Below are 19,823 nucleotides of genomic sequence, written 5' to 3' on the forward strand. Positions count from 1 at the left end.
TTATCTATGTAATAAAAGATAACCAAGATTACGAACTCAATTTATATTGTTAATGTGCTTCAAATCAAGATTTGGAGGGTCATAATGTAAATAAGTTCAAGTGTTTTATTACAATGATTCTGTAATAATGTAACTTATTTTATAAAAGGTATCGTGAGTGGGATAGTGTAAGTTTTGCCAGACATATATTTTACGCAAGCAATAATTGTACACACAAATGACATTATTAACAATGCCAATAAGATGAAGACTACCACCAGCAGCAAAATTAATAATAAGATGGCTAAACTTTCACTTATATTCATTAAAGGAACAATCATAAACATACATATCACGCCTACTGTTGAATAGATAGTATAAGAAATAAAATAGTTCAGATACGTTTTCCCAGATACATCAATAAGTCGGGACTCTTTACGCTTGAGTAACCAAATAATCAAAGGACCAATGATACCAGTAAATAAACTTAATAAATAAATTAACATTGCCATTAAACGATTATCTTGACTTTCCTCATTTTGAATAGTTGATTGGTGGTGTACTGTACTGTCATTCGATAAATTATCTGATGAAGTTTGATCAGACACATTCTTAGATTTTAATTCATTGTAATTCGTGTGTTTATCCATAATAGGTTTTACCTCCATTTGTAAAAAAAATCACTTAATGCAACTATAATTGTATCAATAATTAATTATTAATTAAATGTTAAATTTAATTTTTATATCGATTGACGAAGTAGTTTGAAATATAGATAATTTGGTTATATAGTACTGTTGCTATTAATAAAATTTTAAGCGTTATATATAATAGTAATGTAAATGGTAAAATTTTATATTATAATGCAGATCTAGTAAATATTTTAATCATTACATACATGTGGAGAGGCACATCGTTCAATCAGATTATGTTTGAATTGAGAACCACTCCTTTTTTATGGCAAGAATACAAAATATATTAGTGATTTATTGTAGTATAAGCATAAAAATTTAGTGAAAAGAGGTAAAAAAATGAAAATAGCTATTGTAGGTTCAGGTAATGGTGCAGTAACTGCTGCAGTGGATATGGTAGATAAAGGTCATGATGTACGATTATATTGTCGTAACGAATCTATTAGTAAATTTGATGTCGCCCTAGAAAAAGGTGGCTTTGATTTTAATAATGAGGGAGAAGAGAAGTTTATAGAGTTTACTGATATTAGTGATGATATGGAGTATGTTTTAGATGGTGCAGACATTGTTCAGGTAATTATTCCTTCATCATTCATTGAATATTATGCTAAAGTGATGTCAAAATTTGTGACGAACGACCATCTCATTTTCTTTAACATTGCTGCTTCAATGGGTTCAATACGATTTATGAATGTATTAGAAGATCGTCATATTGATGTCCATCCACACTTTGCAGAAGCAAATACATTAACATATGGTACACGTGTTGACTTTAACAATGCTAAAGTAGATTTATCTTTAAATGTTCGTCGGGTGTTCTTTTCAACATTTGATCGTAGTGAGTTAAATGAAAGTTATGAAAAGGTATCTAAAATTTACGATTATCTTGTAAAAGAAGAAAGTTTACTTAAAACTAATCTTGAAAATGGTAACCCAGAAGTACATCCTGGACCAACATTATTGAACGTTGGACGTATTGATTATTCAGAAGAGTTTTCTTTATATAAAGAAGGCATAACAAAACATACTGTGAGATTATTACATGCTATTGAGATAGAACGTTTAAATTTAGGGAGAAAATTAGGTTTTGAATTATCGACTGCCAAAGAATCACGTATTCAAAGGGGTTATTTAGAACGGAAAGACGAGGATGAACCGTTAAATCGTCTTTTTAATACTAGTCCTGTGTTTTCTCAAATTCCAGGACCGAATCACGTTGAAAACCGTTATTTAACTGAAGATATCGCATATGGATTAGTATTATGGTCTAGTTTAGGACGTGTCATTGATGTCCCGACACCTAATATCGATGCTGTTATTATGATAGCTTCAACTATTCTTGAACGCGATTTCTTTGAAGAGGGCCTCACTATCGAGGAATTAGGCTTAGATAAATTAGGATTAGAGTAATTTTTAGCAATTAAAATTTAAGAAAAGAGGTTTTGTTTCAAATCATACTGAAGGGAGCAAAAGTATGACTCAAAAGTATAGATATCCTACTTTTTTAGAATCTATTTCTACTATTTTAGTTATGGTTGTCGTTGTAGTAATTGGTTTTGTTTTCTTTAATGTCCCGATACAAATATTATTATTAATTTCTTCAGCTTATGCAGCATTGATTGCACATAGAGTGGGATTAAAATGGAAGGATTTAGAAGAGGGGATTACTCATCGATTGAGCACGGCGATGCCAGCTATCTTTATTATTTTAGCTGTTGGAATCATTGTAGGAAGTTGGATGTATTCTGGAACAGTTCCAGCGTTAATTTACTATGGACTTAAATTTTTAAACCCAAGTTATTTATTAGTATCAGCATTTATAATCAGTGCAATGACTTCAATCGCTACAGGAACGGCTTGGGGATCGGCATCTACAGCAGGCATTGCACTCATATCAATTGCTAATCAATTAGGTGTGCCAGCAGGTATGGCTGCTGGTGCCATTATTGCAGGGGCGGTTTTTGGTGATAAAATGTCTCCATTATCTGATACTACAAATTTGGCAGCTCTTGTAACTAAAGTTAATATTTTTGCTCACATTAAATCGATGATGTGGACAACAATCCCTGCTTCTATAATAGGATTGGCTATATGGTTTATTGTTGGATTACAATATAAGGGAGACGCAAATACACAACAAATTCAAAATCTATTAAAAGAATTAACAACAATTTATAACTTGAATTTTTGGGTATGGATCCCACTTATTATCATAGTTTTATGTTTAATATTTAGAATCTCTACAGTACCGTCAATGCTTATCTCTAGTATCAGTGCTTTAGTTATTGGAACATTCGATCATCAATTTAATATGAAAGATGGTTTTAAAGCTTCTTTTGATGGATTTAATCATACAATGCTACACCAGTCTCATATTTCAGATAATGCTAAGACGTTGATTGAGCAGGGTGGTATGATGAGTATGACTCAAATCATTGTAACTATATTTTGTGGTTATGCTTTTGCTGGTATTGTTGAAAAGGCAGGTTGTTTAGACGTAATTTTAGAGACAATAGCTAAAGGCGTAAAGTCAGTTGGAACACTAATATTAATAACTGTAGTTTGTAGTATTATGCTAGTATTTGCAGCTGGAGTTGCTTCAATAGTTATTATTATGGTAGGCGTACTTATGAAAGATATGTTCGAAAAGATGAATGTCTCAAAGTCAGTGTTATCTCGTACACTTGAAGATTCAAGTACAATGGTATTGCCACTCATTCCATGGGGCACATCTGGTATATATTATGCACACCAACTTAATGTTTCAGTTGATCAGTTCTTTATATGGGCAATCCCATGTTACTTATGTGCATTCATTGCAATAATTTATGGCTTTACAGGTATAGGAATTAAAAAAATAAGTAGAAAATAAGTTTAAATATTATTGTAAGTGGAATGTAGATAATAGTTGAAACATTAACTTACGATATAAATTGTAGCTATAGTATCATAAGGCGTTTCAAGTTTGTTAATATCCTTTAAGTACATATCATGTATTTGTTATGTAGCGAAATAAATGCATGACAGTACACGACGAATTCTTTTGACACTATTTTTGAGATGACATAATTATTGAGAAAACTACCACAACAATTGAATTTGTTTAAAGTTGTAATTGAGGTTAAAGCGTTTATTAATACGTTTTAATCTCAATTTTTTAATATCTATAATCATAGAGCGTCGATGTATTGTTTTAATCTTATATAAAGAAAAATGGTTCTACACTGTATAAGTTGATAAAATACTGCTTAAAAAATACCTGAGACAATGATAATCAATGTCTCAGGTATTTGACTATGTTATACAAGTTTTATATGTGATTAGTGAATATAGTTATATGAAGCAGCTTGACTCGCAGAGATTGTACGTGAAGTGACAACACCTGCACCGTGACCGTAGTTCATTTCTGAAACTCTGATTGAACCATTGCTGTTTACACCTTCAACGTATGCTACGTGTCCGTATGCACCTTGTGACGTTTGTAAGATTGCACCTTTAGCAGGTGAATTGTTTACTGTGTAACCAGAACGTGCTGCAGCGTTTGCCCAGTTGTTTGCGTTACCCCACGTTGAACCGATTTTGCCACCTACTCTGTCAAATACATAATATGTACATTGACCTGAAGTGTATAAGTTACCAGATGCTGAGCGAGCGTTTGATAAAGATACACCGTTTGATGATGGCGCAGAAGTTGTTGTAACGTGAACATTACTACTTGATGTTGAATAGCTTGCGCCTAAACCACCAGTCGGTTGAGTTGTTCTTTGTGATTGCGTGTTGTTTGATTGATAGTTGTTGTAATTGTTGTAATTACTGTAGTTATTGTAGTTGCTATAGTTATTGTAACCATAGTAGTTGTAGTTATTATAATTATTATAGTTATATGAAGTATTTACACGATCTGGACTCCAGTTACCTTTCCAAGTGTAGTGGTAGTTACCTTCAGCATCGATTGTGTAAGTGTAGCTATATGAATAAGGGTCGTTTGGATTGTACCCATCATTATTTTGTTCTGCTGCTTGTGCGTCATGGTGTGCAAATGCGAAAGTAGCGATTCCTGCAGTTGCAATTGTAGCTGTAGCGATTTTTTTCATTGTTAAATATCCTCCTAAAAATTAAACTAGTTTTTTATAATTAATAATCATGTGATCAATGAGTTACAAAATAAATTTTTATTCGTTCTTGTTTAACGACAAGCCATACTCTAACAGAAAAATTGATGTTTGTGTGCATTGTTATTGATTTGTAATTTTTTGCTAATATTGTTACACAATCTCATTTAACCCAATTAATTTATGTAATATGAATAGAAATGATACGCTCAGCTTTTTTAAAGTATTTTATTTTGAGCAACACAAACACTGTTACATGAATGTAAAATTACTGAAAATTCTTTTTGATAATAATTAACATAGCAATGTGAATAAACAGTATTTGAATTTTTGATATTTTACGTTGATTTGATGATATGATTGAGCAATATTTTGAAAAAGCTATATAAATAGAAAAGAAAATTGATATAATTAAAATCTAATTTGTTACTACTAATTTTTTGAGAGTTGTATAATAGACACTGAAAAATAGATGTTGTCTAGTTATATTTAGTTTAGCAATCGGGGAGAAGTTTAATTTAAAATACACACTAGGACATCGTGAGGAAGACATATGAGAGAAAATTATTCGATACGTGTTTTTAATAATTTAGCCATTAATACAGAAAAGGCACTGAGTGTAAAGGTATTTTATTGTTTGAAAGGAAAATGTGAAGTCACTATCAATGTTCAGAAACATATATTAGAGAAAGATGATATAGCATTTGTTGTAATGAATGATACGTATTCACTGTTAAGTAATACAGAGACCATGTGTTGTATTATCGATATACCTATACATCGATATCTTAGTCAGAAGGATACTCAATTTTTAATAAGTGGTACAAAGATTGATGAAAGTAGTAGAGATAGAATAAAATATTGGATATTAAAAATATTAGAGCTCCATTGTTTATCTTATAATGATGTGTCCGAGATACAAAGGTTGATACAATTTTTACTTATTGAATTGAGTTATCTAAAGAAACCAAAACTTGATGTAAATAAAGATTTTTATTTATCTGAAGATATACATCAATATTTAGTGGATCATCATGACAGTAAAATCAACAAACATGAACTAGCTGAAGCTGTTAACCTATCAAATCAAGCACTTACATCAATGTTTAAACAAACGCCATTTCAAACATTTAATCAATATTTAAATCAACTTAGATTAAAATTTTGTCTTATAGATATTTTGACAACCCATAAACCTATCGAAGAAATAGCTATAGATCATGGTTTTCATCATTATTCTCGATTTATACAATTATTCAAAAATACATATGGTTATACACCTAAATTGATTAGAAGAGATTATATAGCGACGTCTATCTTCAAAAATACTGCTGAAGAAATTGATTTAGATAGACATTTTCTTATGAACATTCACGAATTACGAGATTTAGATTCAAAAATAATAAGTAAAAAATATATTGAGATGTCAGATAAAGGAAAAAAATATCGTTCTTATGATATTTATATTGAAGATAACCGAAGTACTATTCTTGATCAGGAACAGATAGTTCATATAAAGCGTAATTTAAGTTTAAGTCAAAAATCAATGCGTTATGTAATAGAACTTAACTACACTTCTATGATTGAAAACAAAGAGTTATGTCGTTATGAGATGTTGAAAATTTTACGTTTTTGTTCCGGTTTGAATTTAATTCCAACATTTAAAATCATTACCGATCGACATGATACTTTTACATCAAAGGAAAAAATGGCTCTGAAGTTAACATTTCAAATGTTATTCATTATGCTTAGGGAATTTAATCAACTTGAGATTGAATTTATAGTAGAGGACATGATGTTAAAACAAGTGGTGCAGTTAAAAAAGATGATTAGCTCTTATTTTGAATATTATAAATTAAATTATCGTATTAAAAATGAGAAAATTGGAAATGTTAATTATCAAAATTTAGAAAAACAAGTGACTCAAATTTTCATTCCTATTGATCAATTACATTTATATATTAAAGAGATGTCATTTGAAAAAGTCATTTTGGAAACCAGCTATTTGACCGATTTAAAAAGTGAGGTTGTAGAATATCCATGGCTTCAACATATTCATACATTAATTAAAATGTGTGGTTTAGTAAGGGGAGTTTTAATACAACCGTCCTTTGATTACGCTACCACATACACATATCATTCAAATTTAAAACCGCATCATATCTTGTCTTATGTAATAAGAATGTTTAACCAATTAAGGGGTACAATCGTCTATAAAGATGATGCAATCATTATGACTAAATATAAGTATGAATATCAGGCCATTGCTATCTTTTTAAAAAATACGATTAAGGAAAATGTAAACCATCAACAATTAATTTTTTCAGATATTCAATCACTCAACCATGCAGAATATGAATATATAGAAATGATGCCACTTTTAATGAATGAGAATAATGAGCTAGATAGTCATATATCATACCCACATCAATATTGGTTAGCAAAGTTGAAGAGTAAAGAAAGCCAACAAGCAATAGTTGATCTTCCTAAAATGAGTATTGCTCATTTAACATTTCTTTGTTCGTAGTCGTGCAAGGTTGTTGACTAAGAAAGGATTATCATCAAATGCAACAACAGAAGATTAAACGATTCTTAGCCCATTTTGTATTAGATCACGTCACAATAGAATATTTGAAATATGGCCACCAGTTGACAATTGAACAGCTTAAATTATTAATATTTATATTACATTTCACTGAAAATCATAAAGAAGATTTAAGTTTAAATATGATCATCTTTTACAAAAATTATCAAAAAAACCAATTGTTAAAAAGTATTACACATCTATATGAATTTAATTGGATTTCAAAAAAACGACATCCATACGACCAACGTAGACTAGTTATTACATTAACTCAAAATCAATGTAGTAAAATAACTCAATTAATTGAAGAATTAGAACACTTCTTAGAGGTGAAATCTACATTAATAAACGAAATTAATCATTCAACTTTATTATCGTATTATTTAAAGTGCCATAGTCAATTTAGAGTGATTGAACAATCTTGCACCTCTCAACATTTAACATTAGAAGAATTATACCTTCTTGGGTTACTTATCATTAGTGATAACAAGACTACATTTAAAAGCATAAAAGTACATGCTTTAAAGGGAATCATTGCAATGGGACCTATTATTAAGACCTTACAGTCAAAAGGTTATCTCATTAAAAGTCGGAGTAGAGATGATGAACGCTATATTGTATTAACACTTAGAAAAGAAAAAGTTAATGTGATTCAGTCAGAAATCGAGGAATGTTACAATAAATTAGAACAGGGAATACAGCATGTGTAAAATAAAATTTATATTAAACAAAAGGAGCTGAAAGAATGATTTTAGACAATGTGAATCCTGATGATTTATTTCCTACCGAGAAAAAAGGGCCTTCTGTATTAGGTATGATTGAGTATAACGTGCAGGGTCAGACTAAATTTGAAGGTGCCTTCATAGCTACAAATGAACGGTTAATTATGAATGTTGATATGAATGGACAATTTTATTATCGTAATATACGTTATGATGAAATTAATCAAATTCATTGTGATGGTTCAGATATTATATTTGAGTTCAATATTGGAACAGTTCCAATGCGTGAAATTAAGACAGAAGATGTACAAGCTTTTGTTGATTATATAAAACAACAAATTCAATAAATATACTAGTTTATTATGTGATATTTACAATGAACTTAAAATTTTGAATTGTAAAAGATTTGATACCTTTAAAATTCCTTATGTAAAATAATTGACTGCTCTTTTGATGTATACGAATCAATCCCAATTAAACAGATATGTTATATTAAAATTTTAAAAAATACGATGACTTAATTAGTGATATATTATTAGGATTAATATTTTTAATTACATCAATTTCACTATTATAAATGTTTTGGTTAAGAAATAAATGTATAAATGCATTTTGTAGTTATAAAAATATTGAATTCTTATACTTATTTGTTTAAAATGTACCTTGTAACATGGGCGGAGAAATTTTCGGTTAGATAAAATACATGTGAACCTTGCTACAACAAGATGTGCATCAGAGGAGTGGTTTTATAATGGGAAAAATTAAAGACATCAATGATTTGGTTAATGCGACATTTCAAGTAAAAAAATTTTTTAGAGATACTAAAAAGCAATATAATTTAAATTATGAAGAAATTTATATTCTTAATCACATTTTGAAAAGTGAATCTAACGAAATATCTTCAAAAGAAATTGCTACATGTTCAGAGTTTAAACCGTATTATTTAACTAAAGCATTACAAAAATTAAAAGATTTAAATTTACTATCTAAAAAGAGAAGCGTGCATGATGAAAGAACAGTAATTGTATTTGTATCAGATGAACAACGAGAAAAAATAGAAAAATTGATTTTAGAATTAGAAAACTATATCAAATAATACTAAGACACTGGCGTTTCATGTGTGTTTTTAAGATGAAGATTTCTAAAAAAGACTAGGTATCCCACTTTAAAGTGAGTACCTAGTCTTTTTATTTGAAAAAATTAATATTTTCTTAAGAAGTTAATTTGTCGATGATAAATCGTTTGATTGATATATGATTGAACACGAGTCAAAATTTCTTCTATTATTTGAGTTCTTTTAGTCAAAATACGAACGGCCAATCCATGAGTAGGTAATTGTGAGATACCTATTCTACAGTCGTATTGTTTTTGAAAATCAGCAACCGCCACGTAAATATCGTCTATGAAACTTTGGTTTACATCTGGATGAATAAAATAAGCTGATCCTAAGTGTGTATAATTTTCCATATACCCAATACCGTCAAGTCGGCTTTTATCAGGACTTAACATCATGTTATCGAAAACAACTAATTGATTGTCAATGTAAATTTCATTAGTAAGATGCATATAATTATACGTGAAATCTTGGCCATTAGATGAATAGCCGGGAGTCAATATATCTGTGTAAAATATAGCACTATCTTCTTTAAGATTAAACGTATTATGTTGGAAAAATTTAGCGTTTTCATAGGCAATAATAGGATCTGCTACAAATTCCATATACGATTGATTTGATAAATTAAACGTTTGATACTGTTCTACATGGTCATTAGGCGTTTTATATATTTTAGTTGCACCTTGAGAAGTAAGCGTCACTTGTGCATTATCTTCTAAGTTGACATTGACACGGTATCTATCTCCATCTAGATAACCTCCACCCACATTGACAATATAGAAAGTTGGCACAGGAGATTGTTCTAAATATATAGGTCGTAATACTTTGAGCGCCTTTTCAAAAAATATATTTCGTGCTTTCGAACTTTCACCATTATTGAAAACTGTTAAATCTAATTGACCGGTCCAATGTTGCTCAGCCATTAAGTTAACCCTTTCAGTAAGACGTCGTGCTCAATCCACTCAATAACTTTTTCTAAACCTTCATCAGTTTTTAAATTTGTAAAAGCGAATGGATGATTTCCACGAAATACTTCAGTATCTTTAGCCATTTGATCTAATGAAGCACCCACATATGGTGCAAGGTCAGTTTTATTAATAATGAAGAAATCAGATTTAATCATACCTTGTCCACCTTTACGTGGAATCTTTTCGCCCTGAGCAACATCAATGATATAAATTGAAAAGTCAACGAGTTCTGGACTAAAAGTAGCCGCTAAGTTATCGCCACCTGATTCAATAAAAATAAGTTCAATATCATCATTACGTTCTAATAATTCATCTATGGCTGCGAAGTTCATTGAGGCGTCTTCACGAATAGCTGTATGAGGACAACCTCCAGTTTCCACACCGATAATTCTATCTTCTGGTAAAACACCTGTATTAACTAGTATTTTTTCATCTTCTTTAGTATAGATATCATTAGTAATAACGCCAATACTCATTTTTTTCGCAAGGCGTTTAACCACTTTTTCTATTAATTGGGTTTTACCTGCACCAACAGGCCCCCCGATACCAATTTTAATTGGGTTTGACATCTCATATGCCTCCTATGAAATAAAGATTCGAACATGAACATTTTCATGTTCCATTTGATTAAGTTCCAAGCCGGGAGCAGTCATACCAAAATCGATTTCGTCCAATTCTAGTATGTGATGTCGTGTCTTCTCAATATGGGCTATCATTTCAGTTACGACTTGCTGTCCAGCTGTTTGTCCTAAAGGAATCGCTCTTACTGCATTTTGGGTAAGGCTAGAGATATTTTGATATAAATAATAATCAATGATGGATTCCACATCTACACCTAAAAAATGTCCTAGCATAGTAAAGCACACAGCAGGATGAAGCTTAATTTTATTGTTTTTCATTTGATTATAATACCATTGAATCCATTCACTATCATAAAGATCTAAAGCTAATTTTACCATGCGTGTACCCATTTGCTTAGCGCCAATACGCGTTTCTTTAGGTAGATTTTGTACGAAGAGTTTTTGGTTAATATCTAAAATTTTATCTTTGTCATTGTTAATTAATGCGTGGTAGACAATTCTCATAGCTATCCCATCTGAATAAGTTAATTGTTCGTTTATAAACAAATGTAACCATTTAATAAATGTCTCAGTATCATGTACAGTTTCTCGTTGAATATATGTTTCAAGTCCAAAAGAATGACTAAATGCACCTGTAGGAAACTGAGAATCACAGAACTGAAAAAGTCTTAAATGTTGGTGATCAATCATGTGAATGTCCTATATGTCGAAATGCTTGATTGACCTTTCTGTCTTCATGTGAGTAGGGGATACCCAACTCTTTTAATAAATCTTCAACAAGATAGTCATATTGAATAAGCATTTCAGTTTCTGTAAATTGGGCAGGCAGATGGCGATTACCTAGTTGATGAGCAATGTCTCCCATTTCCTTTAAATTTCTAGGTTTAATAACTAATAAGTCTTCGCTATTAACATCGACAATAATCATGTTTGTATCGTCTTGATATAAAATATCACCATATTGTAGGTCAATAGGTTGTTTAAGACGTATCCCTATTTCATTACCGTGATCTGTTTTAACACGTTGTATACGTTTAACCAAATCTGAGTTTTCAAGATAAACTTTTTCGACATGTTTTTGCTTTTCATCTTGAGATAAATTAGCAATATTTCCTTGAATTTCTTCTATAATCATGACTTATGTCCTCCTAGAATAAGAAGTATCTTTGTGTTAATGGTAATTCTGTTGCTGCTTCACTTGTGATTTTATTACCATCAACGAATACCTCATATGTTTGTGGATCTACATCTATTTTAGGTGTAGCATTATTATTTTTCATATCTGCCTTAGTTAAATTTCTAATATTTCTAACTGGTCGAACCATTCGTTTTAGATTGAGTTGACGATAAATACCGTTTTCATATGCAGTGTTAGAAACAAAAGTCATAGCAGTATGTGTAATGTTACCACCAAATTGACCATACATTTTGCGATATTTCAAAGGCTCTGATGTTGGTATGGAGCCATTAGCATCACCATTTACTGCTGAGTTAATCATGCCACCTTTAACAACAAGATCGGGTTTGGCACCGAAGAATTCTGGTTCCCACATTACTAAATCGGCAAGTTTACCCGCTTCTACAGATCCAACATAGTCAGAAATACCATGTGTAATGGCAGGATTGATTGTATATTTTGCAATGTAACGTTTAATACGATTATTATCGTGATATTCAAAGTCACCATCTAATGGTCCGCGTTGTTCTTTCATACGGTGTGCAACTTGCCAAGTACGTGTTACAACTTCACCGACACGTCCCATTGCTTGTGAATCTGAACTTACCATACTAAATACGCCCATATCTTGTAATACGTCTTCTGCTGCTATAGTTTCCTTACGTATACGAGAATCTGCAAATGCAATGTCTTCTGGTATTGAAGCATTAAGATGGTGAGTAATCATAACCATGTCTAAATGTTCATCTACAGTGTTGTGAGTGTAAGGTAATGTTGGGTTTGTAGAAGAAGGTAAGATGTTTGAATATGCAGCTGATTTGATTAAGTCAGGTGCATGACCACCACCAGCTCCTTCAGTATGATACATATGCAATACACGATCTTTCACAGCAGCCATTGTATCTTCCATAAATCCAGCTTCATTTAATGTATCTGCATGTAAAGCGACTTGAACATCAAACTCATCTGCAACGTCTAATGCATGACTTAATGCTGAAGGTGTAGCTCCCCAATCTTCATGTACTTTAAGACCTATAGCGCCTGCATGAATTTGTTCAATAAGTGCAGTATGATTGACAGCTTGACCTTTACCAGTAAATCCTACATTAATAGGCATCTCTTCTGCTGCTTCTAACATGCGATGAATATGCCAAGGTCCTGGTGTTACAGTAGTCGCTTTAGCACCTTCAGAAGCACCAGTTCCTCCACCGATATGCGTTGTAATACCACTCTCAAGTGCAACTTCAGCTTGTTCAGGATTGATGAAGTGCACGTGTGTATCGATACCGCCGGCAGTAACAATTTTACCTTCAGCAGCAATAATATCAGTTGTTGCACCAATGATGATGTCAACGTTATCCATTATATCTGGGTTTCCAGCTTTACCGATCTTAAAAATATAACCATTTTTAATTCCGATATCTGCTTTAACAATCTTGTCATAATCAATAATTAATGCGTTAGTTAAAACTAAATCGGCTACATTTTTATCATCTCTTGTCACATTAGGATTTTGAGCCATACCATCACGAATTGATTTTCCGCCACCGAAAGTAGCTTCATCTCCATAATTTGCATAGTCTTTTTCAACTTGTGCAAACAAGTTCGTATCTCCTAATCTCACAGAGTCTCCTACAGTTGGTCCATAAAGACTTGTGTATTGAGATTGTGTCATTTTAAAACTCATGCTTATTTACCACCTTTTTTATTCGCATTGTCTTCGCCTGCATCGTTTTTAACGGCGGCGTTTTGATTTGAATCATTTGGACGGAATACGCGTTCTTCGTCAATATCGCCATCGACTAAACCACGGAATCCATAAATTTTACGTCGTCCAGAATATTCGACAAGTTGTACTTTTTTTTCATCTCCAGGTTCAAATCTCACTGCAGCTCCTGCAGGAATATCCAAATGTTTACCATATGCTTTCTCACGATCAAATTCTAATGCTTTATTTGCTTCGAAAAAGTGGAAATGTGAACCTACTTGTATAGGTCTATCGCCTGTATTTTTTACTTCAATCACCGTTTCGGGATGATGTTTATTGACTTCTATTTCAGTATTTTTAACAATAATTTCACCAGGAATCATTGATATAGCCTCCTTAAACGATTGGGTGATGGACTGTTATTAACTTAGTACCATCTGGAAAAGTTGCTTCAATTTCAAGTTCTGTAATCATGTTAGCTACGCCATCCATGACATCTTCCTCGTTTAAAATTGTTTTTCCATAGCTCATGAGTTCAGCTACCGTTTTACCATCACGCGCGCCTTCTAATAATTCATCACTGATTAAAGCAAGTGCTTCAGGATGATTAAGTTTAAGTCCTCTTGCTTTTCTACGACGTGCAACCTCAGCAGCTACAACTATCATCAATTTGTCTTGTTCACGTTGTGTAAAGTGCAAAACTATCCCTTCTTTCATATTAATTTGTCTTGCAAATTTTATATTAAAACTATTTAATGAAGTATACAAGTATAATACTTTGATAATTTTATCTAATTAACAATGTTTTTTTAAATTAAGTGTATAAAGTTGAATAAATATGAAAAATATCCAGCGTACATAAACATTATTTTAGTAAAATGTAATTGATATGATGAATATTTAATGGTAATTTGAAAACTGTCTTTATTAAATAATTAATGTAGTGAATAAAAGGAGGCTATAAAATTGAAATTGATAAAAGTAATTTTAAGTAGTATCTCTCAAGTGGTTTTAATTAATAATCCATATACTGGGTTATTCATTTTAATTGGACTGTTCGCAGTGAATTGGAAAGTAGGAATCAGTGCAATGATTGCAAGTGTAATGACTTGGATATTGGCACCATATATGAATTACACAAAAGAAGAAATCGAAAGTGGATTAGCCGGATTTAACCCTGTATTAACCGCAATTGCACTTACTTTATTTTTGGATAGCAATTGGAGCGGTATATTAATCACATTCGTAGCCACTATTTTAACGCTACCGATTGGAGCAGCGGTTAGAGAAGTATTGAAACCACATAAAATAGCGTTTCTAACTAGTCCGTATGTTATTATGACGTGGATTACTTTATTAATACCTAATCAACTTAAAACGTTACATACTCAGATTGATATTATTCCGGAGCATATAGAAAAGGTATCTTTAAATAATGACCACACCCGTGTTCATTTTTTTCAATCAGTTTTAGATGGATTTGGACAAATATTTTTAATGCCCAGCATAATAGGTGGTTTGTTAATTCTAATAGGGATTTTTATAGGTTCTAAAAAAGCTGGAATTGTTTCTATAATTGCAAACATTATTGGGTTCCTAATAATTATATTACTGGGTGGAGACTATAGTAGTATAAATGAAGGCATATTTGGCTATAATGTAGTTTTATCTGCGATTGCGCTAGGTGTCACTTTTGAGACAGCAATCCATAGTTATCTCGCAATGATTTTAGGAATAGTACTCACTGCATTCATACATTTAGGTTTGAGCACATTGCTCGCACCATTAGGTTTACCAACTTTAACATGGCCATTTATTTTTGCTACATGGATTATGTTGTTTGCAGGAATTAAAAATCAATCTGTATAAATAATGCATAAAAAATGAAAATATTAAAATTTAAAAATTGAGTTAACCTTAATTGATACATTGTGATTATTTTTAAATTTATAGTCGCAACTGTTTTAGATCAGATTTTTAATTCAATGAGTTTTATGTCCGAAATTTTAGCATTACTCTATAAAGTTTAAACGTATTTGAAAATCAAAATTCTACTAAAAAGCATCTGTCTACATTATGAATGTGGCGATGCTTTTTATATTTAAAATTTATAAAAGAAATAAAATTGACTATCTAGATACATTCATAGATTAAGTTATGTATATATTAATTGTTAACTTTTCAATATCAGAGGGAAATGCGTATGAAGTACAATTAGTAAATTTTGAAAAAATAAAGTCGAGTGTTAAACTATGAATAATTAAATTTAAAATAAAACGAGTCATAGGGGGCGTAAATGTGATGGAGTCTTTTTTAATTCACACTGACATTCAAAAAAAGTGGATTCGTAAATTTAAAAAGATTGAAAGTGAATTCAAAGCACGCGCAGCTGAAAATGATATTCAATCTAGATTTCCATATGAAAATATTGAGTGGCTGATAAAGGAAGGATATACTAAACTAACTTTGCCTGTAGAGTATGGGGGTGAAGGTGCTACTATTGAAGATATGGTGATTTTACAAAGTTATTTGGGTACTATTGATGGAGCAACTGCTTTATCTATAGGGTGGCATTTAAGTGTAATTGGTCAATTGTACGAGCAACATATGTGGTCACTATCAATGTTAGATTCCTTTGCTAAAGAAGTTGTTCATGGTGCACTGATCAATAGAGCAGTCAGTGAAGCGGAAACTGGTAGTCCTACTAGAGGTGGTCGCCCATCTACACATGCTGTTAAAGCTGAAAATGGTTATGTTATAAACGGTGTTAAAACCTTTACATCTATGAGTAAGGCGTTGACACATTATATTGTTGGTGCGTATGTTGAAGAAACTAAATCAATGGGATTCTTTTTAATTCCTCAGTCAACTAAAGGTGTAAGTATTGCTGACAACTGGGATATGGTTGGTATGAGAGCGACTGAGAGCCATGATTTAATTCTTGATGATGTTTATGTTCCTAATGAAAATTTTGTAGAATCAAAACGTGAATCAAGACCTAATGGTTGGCTTCTTCATATACCGAGCTGTTATCTAGGTATTGCACAAGCAGCTCGTGACTATGCAGTAGATTTTGCAAAAAATTATCGTCCTAATAGTATTACAGGTACGATTGATAGTTTACCTACAGTGCAACAAAATTTAGGGAAAATGGAAAGTTTATTACTTTCTGCAAGACATTTTCTATGGAGTACAGCTAGAGGGTATCAATCATATACAGAGGATGCACAAATATGGAATGAAACCTCAGCAAGTAAAGTGGTGGTAATGAACCAAGGTATAGAAATCGTTGATTTAGCTATGAGAATAGTTGGAGCTAAGAGTCTAGAAATGAGCAGACCTCTTCAACGGTACTATAGAGATATACGTGCTGGATTACATAATCCACCAATGGAAGATATGGCTTACACTAATATTGCTAAAAGTATTACAAACAAACTTTAATGTCATATTGATATTCTTTAAAGGAATGAGATGGAATTTAACGTTTTTCATTGCAATGCATATAAAGTATAAAAAAGCGCGATGTACATCAACAATTTAATTCAGTCATCGATTGACTTCAAGTTAAGTATGCCTGTGACAACTTTTTTGTCACAGGCTTTTCTAATGCAACCATAATGAAATCGCTGTGTAACTGCTAAAAATTTTTAATAATTATAGGTTGCCATGTATTCAATGATTAACTTTAAATTATTTGGTGTCACGAAAGGTTTCAAATATAATTAAGTTATTCATTAAAAAACGTTAGGAGTATCAACTATGACCAAAGTATATTTTAATCATGATGGTGGCGTTGATGATCTAGTGTCACTATTTTTATTATTACAAATGGAAAATATAGAACTTGTTGGCGTAAGTACGATTGGTGCAGACTGCTATTTAGAGCCTTCATTAAGTGCTTCATTAAAGATTATAAATCGTTTTTCAGACGTTGAAATTAATGTAGCACCATCATATGAAAGAGGGAAAAATCCTTTTCCAAAAGAATGGAGAATGCATGCTTTCTTTATGGATGCCTTACCAGTGCTAAATGAGTCTTGTATACCCAAAAGATGCAAGGCTAGTGAGGACGAGGCGTATATAGATATTATTCGTAAAGTGAAGAGTTGTGATGAGAAAGTTACATTGTTATTTACTGGACCGCTTACAGATTTAGCTAAAGCTATAAAATATGACAACTCAATTTTAAAAAATATAGAGAAATTAGTTTGGATGGGTGGAACGTTTTTAGACAAAGGAAATGTTGAAGAACCAGAACATGATGGTACAGCTGAATGGAATGCATTTTGGGATCCTGAGGCTGTAAAAGTTGTATTAGATAGTGATATGAATGTCGATATTGTTGCTTTAGAAAGTACAAATCAAGTCCCTCTAACAATGGAAGTTCGTCAAATGTGGGCAGATAAAAGACAATATTTAGGCGTTGATTTTCTGGGCACAAGTTACGCAGCAGTACCACCACTCACACATTTTGTGACCAATTCAACATACTTTTTATGGGATGTATTAACTACTGCTTATGTGGGTTCTCCAAATTTAGTTGAATCAACGAAATTGAAAATTGATGTAGTCAGTCAAGGACCTAGTCAAGGGAGAACATTCCAATCTGAATATGGACGTGAAGTTCAAGTCATTACGGATGTAAATAAACAAGCATTTTTTAACTACATAACGGATTTAGCAAAGAAAATCGAGTCCTAAGTTTTATTTGTTAATAAAAAGGTTCATCTACTTCAACTTATTGTAAACTTTCCATTCATAAAAGTTTACAAGGGTGCTATAATAAAATCTATGTAAGGAGGATGAACAAGTGACTACAAAACATTTAGTATATACAGCTTTAATGACTGCTATCATTTGTATTTTAGGTATAGTACCAAGTGTACCTCTGCCATTTATGCCAGTCCCTATTGTATTACAGAATATAGGAATCTTTTTGGCAGGAATTATTTTAGGGCGAAAGCTTGGTACTACTAGTGTTATTGTCTTTTTACTATTGGTAGCTACAGGTTTGCCAGTGCTTTCTGGAGGCCGTGGGGGAATTGGCGTATTTGCAGGACCTTCGGCAGGATTCTTATTCTTATATCCTGTTGTAGCTTACTTTATAGGCATTATTCGTGATGCATATTTGCATAAAATTAATTTCTTAGTGATTTTTATAGCTACACTAGTTATCGGTGTATTAGGATTAGATATATTAGGTACTATCATTATGGGCTTTATTATACATATACCTATCTCTAAGGCATTTATATTATCATTTACATTTATGCCAGGTGATATCATTAAGGCTATTATTGCAAGTTTAATAGGTGCAGCAATTTTAAATCATTCACGTTTCAAGACTCTTATTCAATAACTAAAAAATAATAATAAAGTTGATGAGGCGATATTTATGTCGAAAATAACTTTTAAAGATATTTATATTGATGGAAATAAAATAACTGAAGATTCTAGAAAGGCGATTTATCTCTTACCTCCTCAACCATTAAAATATGCTAGTAACACGTGGATTTATAAAACGATGCCAACAATGAACCAGTGGCTTAAAGACATTGAAGTTCAAAAGAAAATGCATCTAAATCAATCATCCTATCATCTTTCATTTTCATTTCCAGCTAATGAAAAGATAGATGAAGTATTGTTGGAAAAAATACGTGAACTAGGTTTTCAGATAGGAGTACTTGAGCTCTATGTCATTGAAGCTAAAGCGTTAAAAGAGCTCTCCCGCAAAAGAGACGTAGATATTCAACTTGTATCAAGCAATAATATCAATGATTACCTTCATGTTTATGATGCGTTTGCACGGCCTTTTGGTGATAGCTATGCCAACATGGTTAAACAACATATTTATAGCTCATATAACTTGGACGATATTGAACGTTTAGTTGCATATGTTAACCATCAACCAGTTGGAATAGTCGATATTATAATGACGGATAAAACAATAGAAATAGATGGTTTTGGGGTTTTAGAAGAATTCCAACATCAAGGTATCGGTTCTGAAATACAAGCTTACGTTGGACGTATGGCTAATGAGCGACCTGTTATTCTTGTTGCAGATGGAAAAGATACTGCTAAAGATATGTATCTAAGACAAGGATATGTATATCAAGGTTTTAAGTATCATATTTTAAAAGAAAATATTTAAGTTAATTGAAATTTTATATCGAAATGATAACC

20 protein-coding genes are annotated in these 19,823 nt (G+C 31.7%); 11 read left to right on the forward strand and 9 right to left on the reverse strand.

Annotated elements, in window-relative coordinates; all coding sequences use genetic code 11:
• Positions 1-134: 134 nt before the first annotated feature.
• A complete protein-coding gene (locus FNL83_RS03095; protein ID WP_001830040.1) occupies positions 135-629 on the reverse strand; it encodes a DUF4870 domain-containing protein in 495 nt (164 codons plus the stop codon).
• A 381-nt stretch (positions 630-1,010) separates the two neighbouring features.
• On the opposite strand from FNL83_RS03095, the gene FNL83_RS03100 reads away from it, so the two are divergent.
• Positions 1,011-2,081 (forward strand): NAD/NADP-dependent octopine/nopaline dehydrogenase family protein, encoded by a 1,071-nt coding sequence (locus tag FNL83_RS03100; RefSeq protein ID WP_001830031.1) that lies wholly within the window; start codon positions 1,011-1,013, stop codon positions 2,079-2,081.
• A gap of 64 nt (positions 2,082-2,145) precedes the next feature.
• The gene (nhaC, locus tag FNL83_RS03105) at positions 2,146-3,543 is read left to right on the forward strand and encodes a Na+/H+ antiporter NhaC (RefSeq protein WP_001832636.1); all 1,398 of its coding nucleotides are present in this window, start codon (positions 2,146-2,148) and stop codon (positions 3,541-3,543) included.
• A gap of 448 nt (positions 3,544-3,991) precedes the next feature.
• Here the strand turns inward: nhaC and FNL83_RS03110 are convergent, their stop codons facing one another.
• Positions 3,992-4,765, reverse strand: coding sequence for a CHAP domain-containing protein (locus tag FNL83_RS03110; RefSeq protein ID WP_002440903.1), 774 nt, complete (start codon positions 4,763-4,765; stop codon positions 3,992-3,994).
• Positions 4,766-5,336: 571 nt separating this feature from the next.
• Between FNL83_RS03110 and FNL83_RS03115 the strand changes: the two genes are divergently transcribed.
• From FNL83_RS03115 to FNL83_RS03130, 4 genes are all read left to right on the forward strand, one after another.
• Entirely contained in the window at positions 5,337-7,310 is a 1,974-nt protein-coding gene (locus tag FNL83_RS03115; RefSeq protein WP_002438477.1) for an AraC family transcriptional regulator, read from the forward strand.
• Positions 7,311-7,348: 38 nt separating this feature from the next.
• Positions 7,349-8,077: a transcriptional regulator, SarA/Rot family gene (locus tag FNL83_RS03120; protein ID WP_002438479.1), complete on the forward strand. Its 729-nt coding sequence runs from the start codon at positions 7,349-7,351 to the stop codon at positions 8,075-8,077.
• Positions 8,078-8,112: 35 nt separating this feature from the next.
• A complete protein-coding gene (locus FNL83_RS03125; RefSeq protein ID WP_001832425.1) occupies positions 8,113-8,436 on the forward strand; it encodes a PH domain-containing protein in 324 nt (107 codons plus the stop codon).
• Positions 8,437-8,840: 404 nt separating this feature from the next.
• Positions 8,841-9,185 (forward strand): SarA family transcriptional regulator, encoded by a 345-nt coding sequence (locus FNL83_RS03130; RefSeq protein ID WP_001832412.1) that lies wholly within the window; start codon positions 8,841-8,843, stop codon positions 9,183-9,185.
• Positions 9,186-9,289: 104 nt separating this feature from the next.
• Here the strand turns inward: FNL83_RS03130 and FNL83_RS03135 are convergent, their stop codons facing one another.
• Genes FNL83_RS03135 through FNL83_RS03165 form a run of 7 tightly spaced genes read right to left on the reverse strand, consistent with a single transcriptional unit; the run spans position 9,290 to position 14,336 of the window.
• Positions 9,290-10,126 (reverse strand): urease accessory protein UreD, encoded by an 837-nt coding sequence (locus FNL83_RS03135; RefSeq protein WP_002489285.1) that lies wholly within the window; start codon positions 10,124-10,126, stop codon positions 9,290-9,292.
• On the reverse strand, positions 10,126-10,740 hold the full coding sequence (ureG, locus tag FNL83_RS03140; RefSeq protein WP_001832410.1) for an urease accessory protein UreG: 615 nt from the start codon (positions 10,738-10,740) through the stop codon (positions 10,126-10,128). Before ureG ends, FNL83_RS03135 begins: the two co-directional genes overlap by 1 nt.
• 12 nt (positions 10,741-10,752) lie before the next feature.
• Positions 10,753-11,442 carry an urease accessory protein UreF gene (locus tag FNL83_RS03145; protein WP_002489284.1) on the reverse strand — a complete coding sequence of 230 codons (690 nt, stop codon included), beginning with the start codon at positions 11,440-11,442 and terminating at the stop codon, positions 10,753-10,755.
• Positions 11,435-11,887 carry an urease accessory protein UreE gene (ureE, locus tag FNL83_RS03150; RefSeq protein ID WP_001832382.1) on the reverse strand — a complete coding sequence of 151 codons (453 nt, stop codon included), beginning with the start codon at positions 11,885-11,887 and terminating at the stop codon, positions 11,435-11,437. The genes FNL83_RS03145 and ureE overlap by 8 nt, the downstream gene beginning before the upstream one ends.
• A 13-nt stretch (positions 11,888-11,900) precedes the next feature.
• Positions 11,901-13,616, reverse strand: coding sequence for an urease subunit alpha (gene ureC, locus FNL83_RS03155; protein WP_001832399.1), 1,716 nt, complete (start codon positions 13,614-13,616; stop codon positions 11,901-11,903).
• Positions 13,617-13,618: 2 nt separating this feature from the next.
• The gene (locus FNL83_RS03160) at positions 13,619-14,020 is read right to left on the reverse strand and encodes an urease subunit beta (protein ID WP_001832383.1); all 402 of its coding nucleotides are present in this window, start codon (positions 14,018-14,020) and stop codon (positions 13,619-13,621) included.
• A gap of 13 nt (positions 14,021-14,033) precedes the next feature.
• Positions 14,034-14,336 (reverse strand): urease subunit gamma, encoded by a 303-nt coding sequence (locus FNL83_RS03165; protein WP_001832402.1) that lies wholly within the window; start codon positions 14,334-14,336, stop codon positions 14,034-14,036.
• A 267-nt stretch (positions 14,337-14,603) separates the two neighbouring features.
• Here FNL83_RS03165 and yut point away from each other — a divergent pair, with 267 nt between their 5' ends.
• From yut to FNL83_RS03195, 5 genes are all read left to right on the forward strand, one after another.
• Entirely contained in the window at positions 14,604-15,506 is a 903-nt protein-coding gene (gene yut / locus FNL83_RS03170) for an urea transporter (RefSeq protein WP_001832405.1), read from the forward strand.
• Positions 15,507-15,938: 432 nt separating this feature from the next.
• Positions 15,939-17,081 carry an acyl-CoA dehydrogenase family protein gene (locus FNL83_RS03180; RefSeq protein WP_002438492.1) on the forward strand — a complete coding sequence of 381 codons (1,143 nt, stop codon included), beginning with the start codon at positions 15,939-15,941 and terminating at the stop codon, positions 17,079-17,081.
• A gap of 318 nt (positions 17,082-17,399) precedes the next feature.
• Positions 17,400-18,341, forward strand: coding sequence for a nucleoside hydrolase (locus tag FNL83_RS03185; RefSeq protein WP_002438493.1), 942 nt, complete (start codon positions 17,400-17,402; stop codon positions 18,339-18,341).
• 109 nt (positions 18,342-18,450) lie between these two features.
• Positions 18,451-18,999 (forward strand): biotin transporter BioY, encoded by a 549-nt coding sequence (locus FNL83_RS03190; protein WP_001832423.1) that lies wholly within the window; start codon positions 18,451-18,453, stop codon positions 18,997-18,999.
• 36 nt (positions 19,000-19,035) lie between these two features.
• Complete coding sequence (locus FNL83_RS03195; RefSeq protein ID WP_002438495.1) at positions 19,036-19,791, forward strand: GNAT family N-acetyltransferase; 756 nt, start codon at positions 19,036-19,038, stop codon at positions 19,789-19,791.
• Positions 19,792-19,823 lie beyond the last annotated feature (32 nt).

Origin of the sequence: Staphylococcus epidermidis, from assembly GCF_006742205.1 — a bacterium.
Taxonomy (GTDB): Bacteria; Bacillota; Bacilli; order Staphylococcales; family Staphylococcaceae; genus Staphylococcus; species Staphylococcus epidermidis.